At 30.6% G+C, this 17,456-nt stretch carries 19 protein-coding genes; 6 read left to right on the forward strand and 13 right to left on the reverse strand.

The genetic code is table 11. The features are described from left to right. Positions 1–9: 9 nt before the first annotated feature. Entirely contained in the window at positions 10–1,377 is a 1,368-nt protein-coding gene (locus tag AC5M21_RS00620; protein ID WP_008788725.1) for an MATE family efflux transporter, read from the reverse strand. A gap of 210 nt (positions 1,378–1,587) precedes the next feature. Between AC5M21_RS00620 and AC5M21_RS00625 the strand changes: the two genes are divergently transcribed. Beyond that, the gene (locus AC5M21_RS00625) at positions 1,588–1,893 is read left to right on the forward strand and encodes a PTS sugar transporter subunit IIB (RefSeq protein WP_008788724.1); all 306 of its coding nucleotides are present in this window, start codon (positions 1,588–1,590) and stop codon (positions 1,891–1,893) included. Positions 1,894–1,958: 65 nt separating this feature from the next. Here the strand turns inward: AC5M21_RS00625 and AC5M21_RS00630 are convergent, their stop codons facing one another. The 7 genes from AC5M21_RS00630 to AC5M21_RS00660 form a co-directional block, all read right to left on the reverse strand. Beyond that, positions 1,959–2,687, reverse strand: coding sequence for a hypothetical protein (locus AC5M21_RS00630; RefSeq protein ID WP_008788723.1), 729 nt, complete (start codon positions 2,685–2,687; stop codon positions 1,959–1,961). Continuing rightward, positions 2,680–3,381, reverse strand: coding sequence for a flavodoxin family protein (locus AC5M21_RS00635; protein ID WP_008788722.1), 702 nt, complete (start codon positions 3,379–3,381; stop codon positions 2,680–2,682). The genes AC5M21_RS00630 and AC5M21_RS00635 overlap by 8 nt, the downstream gene beginning before the upstream one ends. Position 3,382: 1 nt before the next feature. Then, the gene (locus tag AC5M21_RS00640; RefSeq protein WP_008788721.1) at positions 3,383–4,018 is read right to left on the reverse strand and encodes a TetR/AcrR family transcriptional regulator; all 636 of its coding nucleotides are present in this window, start codon (positions 4,016–4,018) and stop codon (positions 3,383–3,385) included. 105 nt (positions 4,019–4,123) lie between these two features. Next, a complete protein-coding gene (locus tag AC5M21_RS00645; protein ID WP_008788720.1) occupies positions 4,124–5,395 on the reverse strand; it encodes a sensor histidine kinase in 1,272 nt (423 codons plus the stop codon). Then, on the reverse strand, positions 5,382–6,062 hold the full coding sequence (locus AC5M21_RS00650) for a response regulator transcription factor (protein ID WP_008788719.1): 681 nt from the start codon (positions 6,060–6,062) through the stop codon (positions 5,382–5,384). The genes AC5M21_RS00645 and AC5M21_RS00650 overlap by 14 nt, the downstream gene beginning before the upstream one ends. A gap of 3 nt (positions 6,063–6,065) precedes the next feature. Then, entirely contained in the window at positions 6,066–6,836 is a 771-nt protein-coding gene (locus AC5M21_RS00655) for an ABC transporter ATP-binding protein (RefSeq protein WP_008788718.1), read from the reverse strand. Positions 6,837–6,846: 10 nt separating this feature from the next. Beyond that, complete coding sequence (locus AC5M21_RS00660; RefSeq protein WP_008788717.1) at positions 6,847–9,228, reverse strand: FtsX-like permease family protein; 2,382 nt, start codon at positions 9,226–9,228, stop codon at positions 6,847–6,849. Between the two features lie 273 nt (positions 9,229–9,501). Between AC5M21_RS00660 and AC5M21_RS00665 the strand changes: the two genes are divergently transcribed. Next, positions 9,502–10,122, forward strand: a complete 621-nt coding sequence (locus AC5M21_RS00665) for a C39 family peptidase (RefSeq protein WP_017144234.1) — start codon at positions 9,502–9,504, stop codon at positions 10,120–10,122. 223 nt (positions 10,123–10,345) lie between these two features. On the opposite strand, the gene AC5M21_RS00670 is transcribed toward AC5M21_RS00665, so the two are convergent. From AC5M21_RS00670 to AC5M21_RS00680, 3 genes are read right to left on the reverse strand one after another with little or no spacing between them, the layout of a single operon-like run. Beyond that, positions 10,346–11,161, reverse strand: coding sequence for a Cof-type HAD-IIB family hydrolase (locus tag AC5M21_RS00670; protein WP_008788715.1), 816 nt, complete (start codon positions 11,159–11,161; stop codon positions 10,346–10,348). Between the two features lie 15 nt (positions 11,162–11,176). Beyond that, positions 11,177–12,067 carry a PHP domain-containing protein gene (locus AC5M21_RS00675; RefSeq protein WP_008788714.1) on the reverse strand — a complete coding sequence of 297 codons (891 nt, stop codon included), beginning with the start codon at positions 12,065–12,067 and terminating at the stop codon, positions 11,177–11,179. Between the two features lie 13 nt (positions 12,068–12,080). After that, entirely contained in the window at positions 12,081–13,058 is a 978-nt protein-coding gene (locus AC5M21_RS00680) for an ROK family transcriptional regulator (RefSeq protein WP_008788713.1), read from the reverse strand. A gap of 265 nt (positions 13,059–13,323) precedes the next feature. On the opposite strand from AC5M21_RS00680, the gene AC5M21_RS00685 reads away from it, so the two are divergent. The 4 genes from AC5M21_RS00685 (at position 13,324) to AC5M21_RS00700 (ending at position 16,168) form a co-directional block, all read left to right on the forward strand. After that, complete coding sequence (locus tag AC5M21_RS00685) at positions 13,324–13,854, forward strand: helix-turn-helix domain-containing protein (protein ID WP_008788712.1); 531 nt, start codon at positions 13,324–13,326, stop codon at positions 13,852–13,854. A 175-nt stretch (positions 13,855–14,029) separates the two neighbouring features. Then, a complete protein-coding gene (locus AC5M21_RS00690; RefSeq protein ID WP_008788711.1) occupies positions 14,030–14,437 on the forward strand; it encodes a VOC family protein in 408 nt (135 codons plus the stop codon). A gap of 51 nt (positions 14,438–14,488) precedes the next feature. Continuing rightward, the gene (locus AC5M21_RS00695) at positions 14,489–15,211 is read left to right on the forward strand and encodes a DUF5131 family protein (RefSeq protein WP_008788710.1); all 723 of its coding nucleotides are present in this window, start codon (positions 14,489–14,491) and stop codon (positions 15,209–15,211) included. Between the two features lie 30 nt (positions 15,212–15,241). Next, positions 15,242–16,168, forward strand: a complete 927-nt coding sequence (locus tag AC5M21_RS00700) for a hypothetical protein (RefSeq protein WP_017144233.1) — start codon at positions 15,242–15,244, stop codon at positions 16,166–16,168. Positions 16,169–16,243: 75 nt separating this feature from the next. Here the strand turns inward: AC5M21_RS00700 and AC5M21_RS00705 are convergent, their stop codons facing one another. Together AC5M21_RS00705 and AC5M21_RS00710 are read right to left on the reverse strand one after the other, a co-directional pair. Next, positions 16,244–16,735, reverse strand: coding sequence for a GyrI-like domain-containing protein (locus tag AC5M21_RS00705; protein ID WP_008788708.1), 492 nt, complete (start codon positions 16,733–16,735; stop codon positions 16,244–16,246). A 17-nt stretch (positions 16,736–16,752) separates the two neighbouring features. Beyond that, complete coding sequence (locus AC5M21_RS00710; RefSeq protein WP_008788707.1) at positions 16,753–17,349, reverse strand: DUF1847 domain-containing protein; 597 nt, start codon at positions 17,347–17,349, stop codon at positions 16,753–16,755. Positions 17,350–17,456 lie beyond the last annotated feature (107 nt).

The raw sequence follows: 17,456 nt of genomic DNA on the forward strand, positions 1-17,456 counted from the left end.
TTGAGATATTTATGAATTCATTTCAATAAATTCATCTTTTTGATTCACCATTAATTTTAATTCTTTTCGTTTATATAACCATCCTGCTACAAATACAACATCAGCGAAAATCCAAGCCAATGGATTCGCAAAACAGATAGCACTAAAACCAAGCATACCAACAAAGCAAAAGGCAACAATGCATCGTGCAATCATTTCAGCAACTCCACCGAACATCGCCAAGAAACTATAACCTAAACCTTGTAATAGATTTCTTAAAATAAATAAAATACTTAAGATATAATAACAAGATGAATTATATAAAAGATACTGCTTAATATCCGCTATAATAGCTGTTTCACTAGCATCTATAAATAATAAGGATAAATAATCCGATGTCAAATATACAAAGATAAACGCAAATACACAATAAATAGCACCAATAATGCAACTTACCTTTAAACCTTGAAAAATACGTTCAATTTTATAGGCTCCTAGATTTTGTCCACCATATGTAGCCATTGTTAAGCCTAGAGTCTCCAATGGCTGTGTTAACATAATGGAAATTTTAATAGCGGCTGTCACAGCAGCCACAACATCAGAACCTAAAGTATTCACAGCAGATTGAATGACTACACTTCCAATTGCTGTTATTGAAAACTGCATAGCCATTGGTAATCCTAATTGCAATAATTTCAAACAATGAATTTTTTGAAATCTTTTTTCATCATGTTCAAAAGTCAGAATATCTGTTTTCTTTTTCATATAAACATAACAAGCAATTCCCGAAATAAACTGGGCAATGACTGTTGCATAAGCAGCACCAGCAGCTCCCATATTCAACTGTGTAATAAAATATAAATCTAAAGCAATATTAATAACCGATGATAAAATCAAAAAATACAATGGTGTTTTTGAATCCCCAATTGCACGTAAAATACTCGCTAACATATTGTAAATCATTGTTGCAAATAAACCCAAGAAAATCACTACAATATAATCATAGGCTTGGTCATAAATATTACTTGGTGTTTGCATCCATGTTAAAATCTTAGGTAACAATAATACTGTCACAATTGTCATGACAATTGTGATGATTGTACAAAGATAAAATGCATTGATAATATATTCTTTCATTTGTTTGATTTTTTTGCCACCAAAACTCTGGGCTATGGGAATCCCAAACCCACTACAAATTCCAATACCAAATCCAATAATCATAAAGTTTAATGAGCCAGTTGACCCAACTGCTGCCAAAGCAACCTTTCCAACATATTTTCCAACAATAATACTATCTACCATATTATAAAACTGTTGGAAAATATTTCCAATAACCAATGGAATTCCAAAAGCAATAATGAGTTTCCATGGACTGCCATTTGTCATATCTTTCTTCATATATTTCCCTCCCCTACAAATACCTGAATATTATACAGAACTTCTCCTTTATTATAAATACATTTATTTCATTTTCTTACAAATTTCAATAAGTGAAAATAAAAATATGATATGATTGACAAAATAGACTTCTTACTAAAACAGTAAAATCACAATTTATGAAATAACATATGATATAATGGTTATACTAAATATCGTGAGGTGAGGAGAATGTTAAATATTGCATTATGTTGTAGCGCCGCTATGTCTACAAGCCTACTTGTTAATAAAATGATAGATGAAGCTAACAAGCAAGGTATTCAAATTCATATTTGGGCAAAAGGTGTCAATGAAATTGAAGCAGAAACAAAAGATGTTGATGTTATTTTGATTGCTCCTCAAGTCAAATATGCAAAAAAACAAATAGAAAAAAGAGTTTCACCTATTCCCGTTATTGAAATATCAATGAAAGACTACGGATTAATGAATGGTAAGAATATTTTCAATAATATTATCAATATTATGCAAAAATCATAATCAAAAGATAACTTTTATTTAAAAACGCATCGCTGAAATCAGTTCATAGATGCGTTTTTATATAATTAATTATCTCTTCTCTTTTTATCTTGATCATATTCTGCTTTGAGAGTTTTATGAAACATTTTCTTTTTGTGTTGGCGACAGGCATCCAAATCACAATGTTCACATATTAAATGAGCATTACTCATCTTATAAAACCTCTCTGGATATTTAGCATAGGTAACTTCCCATTCAATAAGAGAAAGAACACCTAATATAAAAAGAGTAACTGTCATGACATTGGGAATAAAGATAAGAAAACTGTATTGAAAAAATGAATCCCAATTATAGATACGACATTCCATACAACAATCAGGCCTAATAAAAATCGAATTGAATGGACACCAGCCAAATATAGCAAAGAAAACAGAAAAGTTTGAAAGTGCAAAAAACACAAATATCCATATTTTTTCAATATATCCTAACAGATATAAACTGCCTGGTACAGCCATAAACAAAATCCAAAAAAGAAAAACAGAGATAGCTCGATAGTCATAGCGACGTTTCATCTTTATAAACTCCTGCTGTTGAAGTTCTGGATTAGGAATATAATTCTTTTCAAATTGTCTTCCTTTATATAAAGATAGATTTGCAAAAGAAAGCATATCTTTAATAGGAAAAAATGCAAAATAAATAAAAGCAATCATATAGATTTCAATAGATAATGAAAACGGTAATGTATGATTAAAAAACAAACAATATAAAGAAAAAAGAAATAGCGTTCCAGAAGTCAAAACACGTATTCTATTCATATGATTTCCATGGCCTTTTTTTACCTAGCCACCCCTGTTCTTGCCAATAATCATAATCCTTTTGACAAGCTGACCATTTCTTTAATTGTGTAACGCGCATGATCATAAACATTGCTTTTGTTTTGATTTGAGGATGTGGTGGCTGTTTTAAAGAATTGGCTATCTTTATTAATTTTTGTTGGACATTGTGTTTATTCTTTTGATTGACATCACTCCAATGGATTGCTTGTGAACGAAATCCACATATTTTTATATTTGAAATTCCCCAGTGGGATAGACTTGTTTTAATATCCTGGATAGCACTTTTCATCCCTGCTCCAGCACCAGATGAAATAATAACAGCTTGTTTGTTGTACATTGTTGCTTTTGGACGATGACTATCCCACCATGTAAAATAATGATCTAACAAAGTCTTCATAGGTGCTGAAACATGGAAACAGTAGACTGGTGTTGTAAAGATTAATAAGTCTGATGATTCAATCGCTTGTGTTATGGGTTTTAAATATTGATAATGAGGACAATATTCCTCACCTTCATGCATACAACGATAACATCCTATGCAAAAGACGGGTAAATCATCTGGTAAAAAGAACTCATGTAATTCTTCTACATCATTGAATTGATTCACTAAAAATCGTCCAGCATGATAAGATGACTCTTGATGATTTTGTCCATGAATAATTGTTACGTTCATATCATGACCTACTTTCAGATTGATAGATATGATTAAATTGACGAATGTGTCTCTCTAACATAACAAGCGCTTCAGGTTCTTTCTCTGGTTCAACATCACATAATTCCATCAAAAGACGTAATGGTGCATAAAAGTGTAATGCTGTTATCTGTGAATCTAAAGACTTAAAAAGTTGAGTATGAATTAATCGTCCAAAAATGACTTCTTGATAAAGTAAAGGTTCAATCATATATTGCTGCTTCAGCATTTGTCCTAAGTCGTGATTATGAAATTGTTCAATGGTTAACAGTTTGCGAAATTGACTGGTATATTCATCATGTAAAAAGAACAAAAACATACTCTTGCCCATTTCTACCAAACGGTCTTCATCAATATTTAAAAAGAGATGAACATCTTTTTGAGCATGAGTTCCATCCATTTGCATTGAAGCAACATATTGGTTATAACGATTATTCATTTCTTCAACAATGGCTTCTAAAATCATTTGTTTGCTAGCATAATGTTTATAAAGTGATGGTGCCTTGATACCAACAGCACTTGCAATCTCAGCAACACCTACACTTTCAAAACCTTTGGTTGAAAAAAGATTTAAAGCTTGATCTCTGATTTTTTGTTTTGTTGTTAATTCTTCATTCATTTATCATTTCTCCTTTGGCTAATACTTATTAGCCTTATTGTAAGCTAATAACCATTAGCTGTCAAGTCGAAAGAAAAAGTTAGATTCTCTATTCTAGAAACTAACTCATCTCAATACCATTATAAATGCCATTCCGTCCTCACATTTTTCAGCAAAAATAGTCCCATCCATCTTTTGCATTAATTCTTTACATATATATAATCCAAGTCCGCTCCCTTTCATCCCTTTTGCATTTGTTCCTCTAAAAAAGCTTTCAAAAAGATGATTAAACTCATTATCTGTGACTGTTGAACCAGAACTAAATAAACGTATTAATTGACAGTAATCTTCTTCATAAAAAGAGACTTCAATCCGACGACCATCACCATATTTAAAAGCATTTTCAAACAAATTTTCTAAAACTTCCTGACATCTTTCAATATCACCTTTGAGTAAACGATTTTCAAAATCGCCAAGCTTTAAATCTATATGTCTAAGTGCACATTGTTCTGCATAAACATTCATCACTTTGGATAAGAGATCTTGAAGATAAAATTCAGAATTATGAACAGGTAAGTCTAATATATCTTCTCGAGAAGATTGAATAATCTCTTCAACATACTTTTCAATTTCTTGACTTTTTTGACCTATTTGATGCACTGCATTTCTTTTATCCTGTTCGTTTGTATAAATATCTTCCTCTAATGCTTTGCTATAAAGTTTTATTAGATTCAAAGGTGTCTTAATGTCATGCGAAAGAGATAATAACATCTTCTTTTGTTCTTTCATAAGTTCAATCTGTCTTTGTCTAGACACATCAAGTGTATCCTTTAACTGTCCCATTCCCCACATAAATCTTCCCAAATAACGGCTTTTCTCTTCCTTAATATGACCTTTCAAATGACCTTTTGCTAGTTGAATTGGTAATTCACTTAAACGTTGAAAAGGCTCAACTAATTTCTTTTTCATATATATAAGAACAACCAATACAAAGAATTCTAAAATGAATAAAGATATCTCTGCAATAAGAATCAGTTTTTGAATGTTGAAAACAGGCAATTTATATATAAATTTGATATAACCTAAAAAATCATTATGAATATAAAATGGCTGGATATAAATGTTATTGGCATTGTCTTCTTGAAAAAAGTTTTTGACAACATTTTGATTACTGATTTCTTTATCCAAGAAATCTATCTTCCAAATTGTCTCATAAGCATCTAAATTTATATTCTCAATAGATTGAATATCTGTGAGTGTTGAAAGAATGCGATTGGCTTCAACACGATAAAAATGGTTCCTCTGATTTTCAGAATGAAAAAGAAAACTGCCTAAAACAACAGCGACAAAAAGATAGAGAATAATTGAACAAAAGATAATACGATTATAATTCTTCATAACGATAACCGATACCCCAAACTGTTTGGATACGTTGTGGGTTCCGTGAATCTTTTTCTATCTTAGATCTTAACATCTTAATATGCACAGTCAATGTTTGATTTTCACTTTCACTATCCATACCCCATATCTCATTAAAGAGATAATCTTTATGCAATGTCTTTCCAGCATTTTCAATAAATAACATCAATAATGCATATTCTTTCACATTCAAATCTAGCAATTTATTTTTAAGATACACTTTATGTCCAGCAACATCAATACGAATAGCACCTGAATTAATGATTTGGTCTGATTGTTTATCTTTTGAATGCCTTGTCAGAATAGCTCGTATTTTGGCACACAAAATATCTGGATCAATTGGTTTTTCCATATAGTCATCTGCCCCTAACTCAAAGCCCATAAGCTTATCTGATTTTGCTGATTTGGCACTCATCATGAAAATAGGCACATCACTTGTTTGACGTACTGATTGACAGAATGCATATCCATCACTTCCAGGTAACATAATATCTAAAACGATAACCTGTGGCTGATGAACTTTCAACCAAACAAAGGCATCTTCAGCAGAAGATGCATAATAGTAGGAAAAGCCTTCCTTACATAGAAAGGCTTGAATTAATTTTGCTAACTCTTGATTGTCTTCGACAAGTAAAATATCTACCATGTTTTACCACCCCATCTTAATTAACCAGTCATTGAGTTTTCTTTCTCTAGCGCGCATATCATCAGTCACTTGGTACTTTCCTAAAGTAATCTCGTCTCTGATATCTTCATCTTCAATATATAATACACGTTCACATTGTGAAGCCACTTTCATATCATGCGTAACTAGCATGATGCTTGTTCCTTCTGCATTAATGTTTGTGAGTTCACGCATAACATCAATAGAATTCTGTTTATTTAAAGCGCCAGTCGGTTCATCTGCAAAGATAATCTTTGGCTGATTGATGAGACTTCTACAAATACAGGCACGTTGCAATTGCCCACCAGAAACTTCTGTCACTGCATTATCAGCAACATCATTAATCCCAAGTTTTTGCATTAACATATTCGCACGCTCTTTGATTTCATGACGCGATGATGTTTTATGATCATGTGATGCTTGATATGCTGGTAATATTATATTATCATAAATTGATAAATTTTTCAGCATATACATCTGTTGAAAAACAAATCCCATCTCTTGTAAACGTAAATCACTCATTTCATTGGCTTTTAGATTGGTTAACTCTTTTCCAAAGAAATCAACTTTCCCAGCACTGGCTTCATCCATCCCACTAACTGTATATAATAATGTTGTTTTTCCTGAGCCAGATGGCCCCATAACAGCAACCATCTCACCACTCTTAATTTCTAAATTGACATTTCTTAAAACATTATTTTGACGCTTATTCACAATATATGTTTTACATAAGTTTGAAACTTTTAAACTCTCCATTATTCTTCTCCTATTCTAAATTATTCATTTCACGAATATTAATTTTTCTCACACCACGAGTCGCAATGGCAGTTGCTATTATAATTCCAATAAGCAAGACACCAGGATATATCAAATAAGCTTCTAAAGGATTCACTTGTATAGCAACATCAGCCCCCATAATCGCAAAGATTGGTTTCAATACAAATTGATTACTTAATAATGACAATGGAATAGATATCACCATTGAAGCCAATACAACAAAAATCATACGCATTAACTGCCAGTTTCTAATTGTTGCTTGCGTGAAGCCAATACTCTTCATCATTGCAATTTCACCTTTTTCACGTGTAATAAATAATTTTTCCATCAGTAATGTAATCAACATAATAACCGCACATAAGAGCCCAGTCATTGGTAGTAAGAACTGTGCTAATATATCTTGAATGCCACCAACATTTTGATTCACAATTTCCTGAACTGTTCCCCATTTATAATCTGGAAATTCTTTTTGCATTATTTCAGCGACTTCACTCTGTGATTCATCCATATCCAGATCAACCATAATAGCCCAATAATCAAACATCATTTCTTTTTCACAGTTCACTAATGGATTTAATCGGGCACTTTTTCCTAATTGCATATAATCACTATATGTTGCAGTAATCACAAAATCTTTCTTTTCACCATTAATTGTAGCACTCACATAGTCACCAATAACCCATGAATTTTCTTTCATAATTGCTTTTGAAAAAGCAATCTCATTTTCTAATTCTGGTGCTTTTCCATCACTATATTCTGAATAAGTTCGTTCTTTTCCTAAATATTGAAGAGACATGATATTACTTTTTGTATTCTTATCTTTTGTTTCATAAGTTATAAAATAGATGGGTATTGCTGTCATCTGAGCATTATAACCTTTATCTTTCATCTCTTGTTGGATTCTTTTGATACCATTCATAAGCTTTTGAGAATTATTATATTTATCAGTTTGACCTTCTTCTATTTTACGGACACAAACAGATGTATCAGGATCAAGATTAAACTTTTTAACCATCTCAGGACTATTCATTGTATTTATTGTATTCAATGGAATTGTAATTAAAATAAAACTGATACAAAAAGTAATAATCAAAACAACATAGCGAGTAATATGACTCATAATATCATTGAGACCAAGATAAAGAGGAACTGATAAACGCAAAGATCGTGATAAACGCAATCCTCTTCCACTATGAAATCGTTCTCCAGTATAACCCCCACGAATAGCTGTAATGGCTGAAACTTTATTCAGCTTTCTTGTACAGAAATAACAGAAAGATAATACCAATCCAATAATGAACAAAGCACATAAAATATTAATACTAATATTTAATTCACTATTAGCCATGATCATATTTTTGTTAACTCCATCAATCATTATTTGACTAACTGGCACACTGATACAGGCACCAATTATAGCGCCAACTGTAACAATCGCAAGATATTTAATCAAATATAATTTTTTGATTGCATAATTACGTAAACCAATTGCCTTTAATATTCCTATTTCCTGATATTGTTCTTCTAATGAGAACACCAATGTAAATCTCAACACAAGTAATGCAATTAAAATAAGACAAATACCTATGAGTATAAGCAATCCAGCCATAACCATATCAAAAGAATAAACCATTCTATACGTATCCACTGTAATTGTATTCATGATACCTTTAAAACCTTCATCATTCATTTGATCTGCAATCTTTGAACCTAAATCTGAATTGATATAATATAAACCAAGCTGAGATGTCACTTTTTCATAATCATCATAGTCTTGTTGACTTAACATAAAACGACTCATGCCAACCATTTCACTTCCAAAAGCAGCATCCTTGACAATCGCTTTTATCATCAATTCTTTTTTCACACCATTTTGATTAATTATCAAACGATCACCAATTTGAAGATCAGTTCTTTCTTGAACAGATACAGAAATAGCAACTTCTCCATTATGAAGTTCTATCTTTTCTCCATCTGTATCAAACACCTTACAATAATCAACATTATCTGTTGACAAGAATAAACTGGCACCTTTGTTATCAAAAGCTGATGTTTGATTATCCTGCTTAAGAGTGATTGATTTATCTGATATTTCAAGAAAATTATTATACTGATAATCATCAATATCTCCCTTGACCTTTTTTTGATCCAACCAATTATTAATCTTATCAAGATCCTCTTTAGAATTCATAACAATATTAACATCTGGAACATGAGCATAATTCATATAATAATCAACTGCTGTTCCCACTATCATAATATTATTAATACTACTTGCTAAAAACACTGTTGATAATGTGATAAAGAGAAATAGGATCATATTGACACCTTTTCTTTTCATCATATCTTTTTTGAGTATTTGTAATAACATAATTTTTCTCCTTTATCCAACTTCATTATAAAGAATCAATTATTAAAAAATCCTTAAATTAAAATCTTTTTAAAAGTTTATTTCAATTCATTATAACTGTAATTAATAAATTAAAAAATATTTTTATATACTTGTTTCTGTTTATTAAAAATATCCTTTTGGTTTATTAATCATTTATACTATGCATATTATGTTATTGCTGCTTATCCTAAAAAACATATCTTTAAATGATTTATGTTATAATAATGATGAAAATAATATGGAGGATATTCTATGAAGAAAAGAATGGCAATTCTAGGTACTATTATTATATTTATTGTTTCTATCTGCTTGCTTCTTCTCCCAAAAACAAAATCTGAAGATTCATCACAAATATCAAACTATCCAGACTCATATATGGTAAAGACAAACAATTATTTTGATTATCAACCCGGTTTAGAATGTGCAGCTTTTTCATCTGCATACCTTTTGCGTTACTACGGCCAAGAAGCAGAAGGCTTAAAACTATTTGAAACTTTTCCTGGTAAACTCTCAGGTGGTGGAGTCAGACCAGATGGAGTGACTGAATTCTTTAAAAGTCAAGGGTATCAAGCAGAATATATTGTGAATGGTACGATTGATGGTCTTAAATCTGAAATTGCTAAAGGTGCACCTGTGATTGTTTTTATCCATATTGAAGAACCTTATGATAATCCTCATGCTACGCATTATGTTCCTATTGTCGGTTATGATAAAGATTATTTCTATTTTGCTGAAAGTCTCGATTATTTAGCAAATTGTAAAGATCAATCAGGTTTAATATATAACCGTAAAACTGAAATAGCAAAGTTTAAGAAACTTTGGGATCATATTGATAGTATCTGGGATTTTCCTTATTTTATAATTACGCCATAAAAATAATTTTTTATAAAAGTGATATTATCTTACTTTTGGTGATGAGTGTTAATGATTTAGAAATCAAAAAACACCCTAATGATATTGATCTTATTCATGAATATAAAAAGAAAGATGAAAATTTTTATTAATTTTCCAATTTATATGTTACTGATGTTAACACATTTAATGCAATAAAAAAGACTTATAAGTTTTCAATCTCATAAGTCAAATTTAATATTTATTAGTCTTGAAACATCTTCTCTTTATTGATAAGCCAATCAATAGCTTCTAAAACGCCACCATCATTATTTGATGAAATTGTATACTTAGAAATGGCTTTCACTGATTCTTTAGCATTTGCCATAGCAAAGCTATATGTTGCCTGTTCAAGCATTTCCTGATCATTACCGCTATCTCCAAAAGCCATTACATCCTCATCAGCAATATTCCATCTCTCCATTAATAGTTGAATGCCATGAGCTTTATTAATTCCTGGAATAATCAAATCAATCCCAAAATGACCACAGTCTACCGGTGTCATAATATGTCCAATTTTTTCTTTCATTTCATTTAAGATCATATCAAAATTATCTTCATTGCAGCTTAAAAAGATTTTAAAAATAGAATCATTTAAATCTTTAAAATGAGCAACTCGTTTCATTCTTGGATAATAGAAATTTAAACGATCAAAATAATCATCATCTACAGACTCATTAATGTATGCACTTTTTTGACCACAAACAATTTTCTTGATTTCAGGATATTGTTCAATTGCATCTAGAACTTGTTCTAATTCTTCCTCTTTTAATTGAGCCACAAATATATCTTTATCTTGATCGACAATATACCCACCATTTTCAGCAATAAAAGTGATTTCTTTTTGAATTTCTGGAAAGAAAGAACGAAGCTGGTAATATTGATTCCCACTTGCAACAACAAAATGAATATCATTTTCTTTCATATATTCATATTGCTTCATAAATTTCTCTTTATTATATTGATTATCACTTGTTAAAAAAGTTCCATCCATATCTACCGCAATGACCTTTACACTCATATTCGCATTATCTCCTTATAATAAACCATTATTTTTTAATTGTTCTTCAATCAAAGATTGATCAATTGAACACTTTGAATCACCTAAATGAATAGAGGGTTTTGTTTTGCCATGATAATCACTACCACAAGTCACTAACAAATCATATTCTTGCGCTTTCTTATAGAAATAATCAATGGCTTCTTGACTATGATAACTACTAAATGCTTCAACACCATCAATTCCTATTTTGACCATTTCATCAAATAATTCATACTTATCTTTTAAGTTATTACCCGGATGTGCTAATACAGTTTTACCACCATATTTATGAACCAAATCAATTGTTTCTTGGAGCGTTGGAAAAACAATTTCAGTATAACAAGGTTTTCCTTGAGCATAGAAATCCCAATAGAAATTGACATATGGATTATCACTTCTTTTGCCACCTTCACGATATGGTTTTAACAACTCATGGTTTTTATATTCTTCTTTTGCTAAAAGGACTTCTCCAAACATTTCACCAGTCCAAACACCATTATCACTTACTGCATCTAAATCTTCTTTTTTTAAATCAAAACCTAAAGCATTCGTTAATTTTAATTTTTGATTTGAACAACTTAATTCTTGTCTGAGAACATTTTCTTCTAATGCCTTGATCTCTTCTTGATGATAATCCATGCCATATCCTACAACATGTAAATTAACCCCTTCAAATGTACAATCAATTTCTACTGCTGGTATACACTTGATACCTACTTCTTGACAACATTTGATTTCTTCATCAATTGCCTTGACACTATTGTGATCTGCAATAGCCATAATCTCAACTCCTGCTTCTAAGCATTGATGAACCAACTCTGATGGTGTAAACTGACCATCATCTGAATATTTTGAATGCATGTGTAAATCGATATAATTTTTCATTTTTTTCTCCTCTTTACTTTCTTTTATATCTTGAACTTTCTATACATAGAGATGCTAATCCTTCAAAAATATATGTTTCCATTTCGTTAATAAACTGGAACTCTGGTAAATGCTGTACAGGTATATATTTTTTTATAGTCGCTTTAAATATTTCCGTTTCTACACAAGGTGTATAAAGAATCATTAACGAAGGATTCATAATTGCAATAATACTGGCAGCTTGTTTGATTAATAATGATAATGGATCTTTTTTTAATATGTCTTCTTGTTCTTTTAATGTTCCATTTGGTAAATAAGCAAGTTCACCAGCAAAGTGTGTTGCTCCATATAAAAGAGAACCATTAATATAGAGACCACACCCACTATGATGATTATCAGGTTGGTAAACAAAAGCAATTGACTGACTTTCTATCACATGAGTATGTATGTAACCTAACATAACTGTATTCACATCATTTTCAATCATTGTATGAATACCACAAACTGTTTCAATGTGCTTTTGTAATTCTACACCATCAAGTGATTCTATATCAGATTTCTCAATTTTCCCATTTGTCACAATAGCAGGTATCGAAATCCCTAGATATTGGATATGATGTTTTTCTTTTATATCTTGGATCAAGTTTGTAAAAACATTGAGATTCAAAGTATCAAACTGACATTTCATATTTTCTATAATCACAAAATCTAAATCAACAATTCTACACTCTATAGAAACCGTTTGATTTTGCACTCTTAAATCAATAAGTCCAAATACCATATATGAACCACAAATTTTATATTGCTTCGCTTTTCTGCCCCCTGTTGATTCACAATCTTCAACTCTGACAATAAATTGATTTTCTAAAAGTTCCTTTAGAATATTGGTAATTGTTGCATGTGATAGATGTGTCTCTTCAGCAATTTGATTTTTCGTTGCATATTTGTTTTCAATAAAATAATCTTTTACTTTTTGAATACTAATATTTTTTAATCCTTTTGACTTATACATAGTTCACCACCTTTCATCAACACTTGACGAATCTTCATATACATAGTATACATTGTTTATTAAAAAATGCATATATAATTTCATAAAATGAAAAAGATTATGATTATCTCTTCATAATAGACCTTAAGTGTCTATTCATTTCCTGAAGATAGTCATATAAGATTCCACTATCACTTCAAGTTGCGTAAATGCAATTTTAAGTTGGTAGAATAATAAATACTTTTCCATTATAATTATGTTAGAAATAAGAATGGAGGAATGTAATATGGCATTCGCAGATAATCTCAAACAAATGAGAAAGAAAAAAGGTATTTCACAGGAAGAACTTGCTCAATTATTAAATGTCAGTCGTCAAGCAGTATCTAAATGGGAACAAGGTATAGGATATCCAGAAGTAGAAAAATTATTAATCTTATCAAGTCAACTGAATGTCTCTTTAGATAGTTTAATGGCTGATGAGATTATCAATAATAATACATCTCAAGATAATCATTGTTCAGGAAGAATTCTCATTTCTTCTTATGATGGAAAGTCTATTGTGAACTGTTATAAAATATTATCATCACATATGTTTAAAACTAAAGATAATGAACCTAAATATGCTTTATTTGGTGTTGATGGCAATTCATTTTGGGGTGAACATACAACAGTTTTAGGTTGGTATGATAATGAAGAGAATATAAAAAAAGAAATTCAAGACATAATGTCTGCAATGAAAAATGGTGAATCATCATATGAATTGAAATATGCAGTCAAAACAAGAAGACATTTATGGAGAATAAAGATTAAGGAATAGTAATTTGAACAGAACAAATAGATTCATTATGCAATCTCTAAAAACATAATATTTCTTATGAAGTCATAATTTTATCTGAAACATTTAAAATAATATGTCCAATTTTTACAATAAATAAAAGAATTTATTCAGTTATAATATTGCTATCATACAAATAGAAAGAGAGATTATAGAGATGAAATTTAATGAAACAACAGTTCGTATTCTTGTTAGAAAAAATTATGGAGAGTGCTTTGAATTTTATACTCAAAAAATGGGTTTAATTCCAGTTTGGGGCGATAGAAATGGACCTTATACTTCATTTGCAGTTAGCTCAGATACACCACCATGCTTTGCTATATTTTTAGGTGATGCAATGCCTATGTTTCAAGGCTATAAACAACCAGATGGTGATACCCCAACAGATACGCTTGTGGCAGTTATTCCTACCCTTGACTTAGATGGAGATTACTTACGTTTAAAAGAAGCTGGTGTCACATTTATAGGTGAACCTCAATTTATTGAAGAATGGGGTATGCGTTGTACATATTTTAGAGATCCTGAAGGGAATTTATTTGAATTGAATGATGCATCAGGAGTGTAGTAAGTTATACTTATCTTTATAAAAATTTGAAATATCAAAAGGAGACAAGTTATGAATTGGGAGCCATGGACTGGATGTTATCAAATAAGTGATGGTTGCACAAACTGTTATTACTATGGACCACATGCAAAACGTTATGGTCAAAATACCATCACAAAGACAGATCAATTTGATTGGCCTATAAGAATGAATGCAAAAGGTGAGTACAATATAAAAGGAAATAAGATATTGGCAACATGTTTTGCAACTGACTTCTTTCTTCCTGAAGCCGATGAATGGCGTCAAGAAGCTTGGGCCATCATCAAACAAAGACCAGATATAGAATTTTTAATTCTCACAAAAAGAATTGATCGATTTCTTATCTCACTACCATCAGATTGGGGTGAAGGATATGAAAATGTAAATATTGGCTGTACTGTTGAAAATCAAGAAAATGCTGATTATAGACTTCCATTATTTTTATCCTACCCTATAAAAAGACGTTTTATTGCTTGTGCCCCGCTCTTAGGACCAATTGATTTAACTGCTTATCTTCATGGGGTAGAACATGTCACGGTTGGTGGTGAAACAAGTCGAGAAGCTCGTATATGCAATTATGATTGGGTGCTTGATATTCGTGAACAATGTGTAAAAGCCAATGTTACATTTTGGTTTAAAAATACTGGATCACTTTTTAAACAAGATGATATTGTTAAAAAGATTAATCCATTCAAACAAACGACTGTTGCAAAAGAACTTGGTATCAATATTTTAAATGGTAAAAGATTGTTTTGATGTTATAATGAATTCATGGAGGTTATAAATATGCATTATGTAAAAGCAAGAGATTTTATTTATAAAAATGCACGACCTATTGATATGGCAAGGTGGAAATATTTATTTGAAAACGGTTCAAAAGAAGCTGTTTTAGAAGCCTTGTCTACATATCAAAATGAAGATGGTGGCTTTGCTCATGCACTAGAACCTGATTGTTGGAATCCTCATTCATCACCAGTTCAAACATGGGTAGCTACAGAAATCATTAAAGAAATACAGTTAGAAGATAGAAATCATCCTATTGTTCTAGGAATTCTTAAATATCTTGCATCTGGAAAAGATTTTAATGGACACACATGGGCGAACACTGTAACCAGTAACAATGATTTCCCTCATGCTCCATGGTGGGAATATGAGCCTCAACAAGACCTTTCATATAACCCTACAGCATGTTTGATTGGATTTATTCTTAAATATGCTGATAAAGAAAGTTATATCTATGAACTCGCTTGTCAACTTGTTCAAGAAGCATACAGTTATTTTCAAGATCATTTTCCATTAGATTCTATGCATACTGTTTCATGTTTTGTAGAACTTTATGAATATATGCAAGAATGTCAATTCACACAACTTCTAGATATGGAAGAATTCAAGACATTGTTAACACAACAAATTCAGCATATAATCACTTATGAGACTTCTAAATGGGCAATTGAATATGTATGTAAGCCATCCCTTTTTATAAGTTCAAAAACAAGTGATTTTTATGAACAAAATCAAAAGATATGTCAATTTGAATCTGAATTTATTTTAGATACTCAAGAAGCTGATGGAACTTGGGCAATCACATGGTCATGGGATGATTATCCTGAACAATGGGCTATAACTAAAAACTGGTGGAAATCAGATTGGATTATCAAATATGTGAAATTCTTGAAAGAGTTTCATCATTCATCAATAAGTTCAATTGAATAGTTCGTATGAGTATATATCTTTGAATATATACTTTTTTCTTTCAAACAAAAAAACAAACTCAAATAGAGTTCGTTCTTATTCAAATATATTATTGATATTTTCATCTTGAATAGGTATCCATATTTCAATAATTGAAGAATCTCTATTCCAGTGGAATCGATAATCATATTTTTCAAAATGGATAAATTCATTTTTTATAGGTACATATTGACTTTGAGGAAGAATATCTTCATATATCTGACCATAAGTTTGATAAATTTGATTTATTGGACCAGTATGTTCAACAACCATATATTTATGAGCTCTTATATGCTTTGATACAAATCCAATGGGGATATGTGAAGTTTGAGGAATTGCACAAAAATAGTATAATTTCCCTTGTCGTCTTTCCATGAATGCGTATTTGATCCAATGTCCAGATTGTGACAAATGTAATGTTTTTAAATTGATATTGAATTGTCTCCAAAATGATGTACTGATTTGAAGATTTCTTCTTTGTGATGTCGTTAATTCAATATCCTGTCCAACCACAAAAAACTCATCTAATTCCTGTATTCTATAATTCATTATTTTACTCATTTTTCTTAAAATTTATCTTCATAATAACTGTCTGCCAAATAAATAGCTCCTAAAGGATTATGCGCCAAAACACGATCCTTAACAGCAAATACTGTTACAGGAGCCTCAGAATATTTAAAAAACAATGTATCATGACCTACACATAATCCTAAAACAATATTAAAATCAGTCTTTTGCTGATTAAAAAGTTCTGCTTGAGCAATAGGATTACACATCGCTACATCACAATCATAAATTCCTATAATGTGACGATCAACACTTCCAATTTTACAAATAAGCGATTCAACATCAAATCCATTTTTTATTAATATCTGATTGAATACTTGCGCTTCTTTTGATAAACCAACACAAAATGCCAATCCAAGTTTTTGATGACCCATTTTCTTACAAAAATCAATAATTTCCTTTAATCTTGTCTTTTCCCCATAGTTATCCATAACTATCTGAGAAGAAACATTAGCAATTGCATAATTTTCATCTTCTTGATATAGACTCAGTATTTCTTCTTGATTTTCATGACATGATGGACAATGAATTGGTGCATTTTCTAAATTTTTATCATGACAAGCGTGTTTTTGGCAATATGCACATGTATACTTCATTAAAAATCCTCCCTATAATTTATGGTATTATATCACCTTCTCAAACTTTTATCTACCAAATGATTTGAATCCATCATTACAAAAAATAAGAAATTCTTTTATAGATA

This window comes from Coprobacillus sp. (assembly GCF_984815275.1).

Coding starts and splice junctions, on each gene's coding strand:
- AC5M21_RS00685 (WP_008788712.1), top strand. CDS start 13,324: ATGGCATTCGCAGATAATCTCAAACAAATGAGAAAGAAAAAAGGTATT.
- AC5M21_RS00705 (WP_008788708.1), bottom strand. CDS start 16,735: ATGAATTATAGAATACAGGAATTAGATGAGTTTTTTGTGGTTGGACAG.
- AC5M21_RS00645 (WP_008788720.1), bottom strand. CDS start 5,395: ATGAAGAATTATAATCGTATTATCTTTTGTTCAATTATTCTCTATCTT.
- AC5M21_RS00670 (WP_008788715.1), bottom strand. CDS start 11,161: ATGAGTGTAAAGGTCATTGCGGTAGATATGGATGGAACTTTTTTAACA.
- AC5M21_RS00695 (WP_008788710.1), top strand. CDS start 14,489: ATGAATTGGGAGCCATGGACTGGATGTTATCAAATAAGTGATGGTTGC.
- AC5M21_RS00660 (WP_008788717.1), bottom strand. CDS start 9,228: ATGTTATTACAAATACTCAAAAAAGATATGATGAAAAGAAAAGGTGTC.
- AC5M21_RS00665 (WP_017144234.1), top strand. CDS start 9,502: ATGAAGAAAAGAATGGCAATTCTAGGTACTATTATTATATTTATTGTT.
- AC5M21_RS00650 (WP_008788719.1), bottom strand. CDS start 6,062: ATGGTAGATATTTTACTTGTCGAAGACAATCAAGAGTTAGCAAAATTA.
- AC5M21_RS00620 (WP_008788725.1), bottom strand. CDS start 1,377: ATGAAGAAAGATATGACAAATGGCAGTCCATGGAAACTCATTATTGCT.
- AC5M21_RS00690 (WP_008788711.1), top strand. CDS start 14,030: ATGAAATTTAATGAAACAACAGTTCGTATTCTTGTTAGAAAAAATTAT.
- AC5M21_RS00630 (WP_008788723.1), bottom strand. CDS start 2,687: ATGAATAGAATACGTGTTTTGACTTCTGGAACGCTATTTCTTTTTTCT.
- AC5M21_RS00655 (WP_008788718.1), bottom strand. CDS start 6,836: ATGGAGAGTTTAAAAGTTTCAAACTTATGTAAAACATATATTGTGAAT.
- AC5M21_RS00640 (WP_008788721.1), bottom strand. CDS start 4,018: ATGAATGAAGAATTAACAACAAAACAAAAAATCAGAGATCAAGCTTTA.
- AC5M21_RS00700 (WP_017144233.1), top strand. CDS start 15,242: ATGCATTATGTAAAAGCAAGAGATTTTATTTATAAAAATGCACGACCT.
- AC5M21_RS00625 (WP_008788724.1), top strand. CDS start 1,588: ATGTTAAATATTGCATTATGTTGTAGCGCCGCTATGTCTACAAGCCTA.
- AC5M21_RS00635 (WP_008788722.1), bottom strand. CDS start 3,381: ATGAACGTAACAATTATTCATGGACAAAATCATCAAGAGTCATCTTAT.
- AC5M21_RS00680 (WP_008788713.1), bottom strand. CDS start 13,058: ATGTATAAGTCAAAAGGATTAAAAAATATTAGTATTCAAAAAGTAAAA.
- AC5M21_RS00710 (WP_008788707.1), bottom strand. CDS start 17,349: ATGAAGTATACATGTGCATATTGCCAAAAACACGCTTGTCATGATAAA.
- AC5M21_RS00675 (WP_008788714.1), bottom strand. CDS start 12,067: ATGAAAAATTATATCGATTTACACATGCATTCAAAATATTCAGATGAT.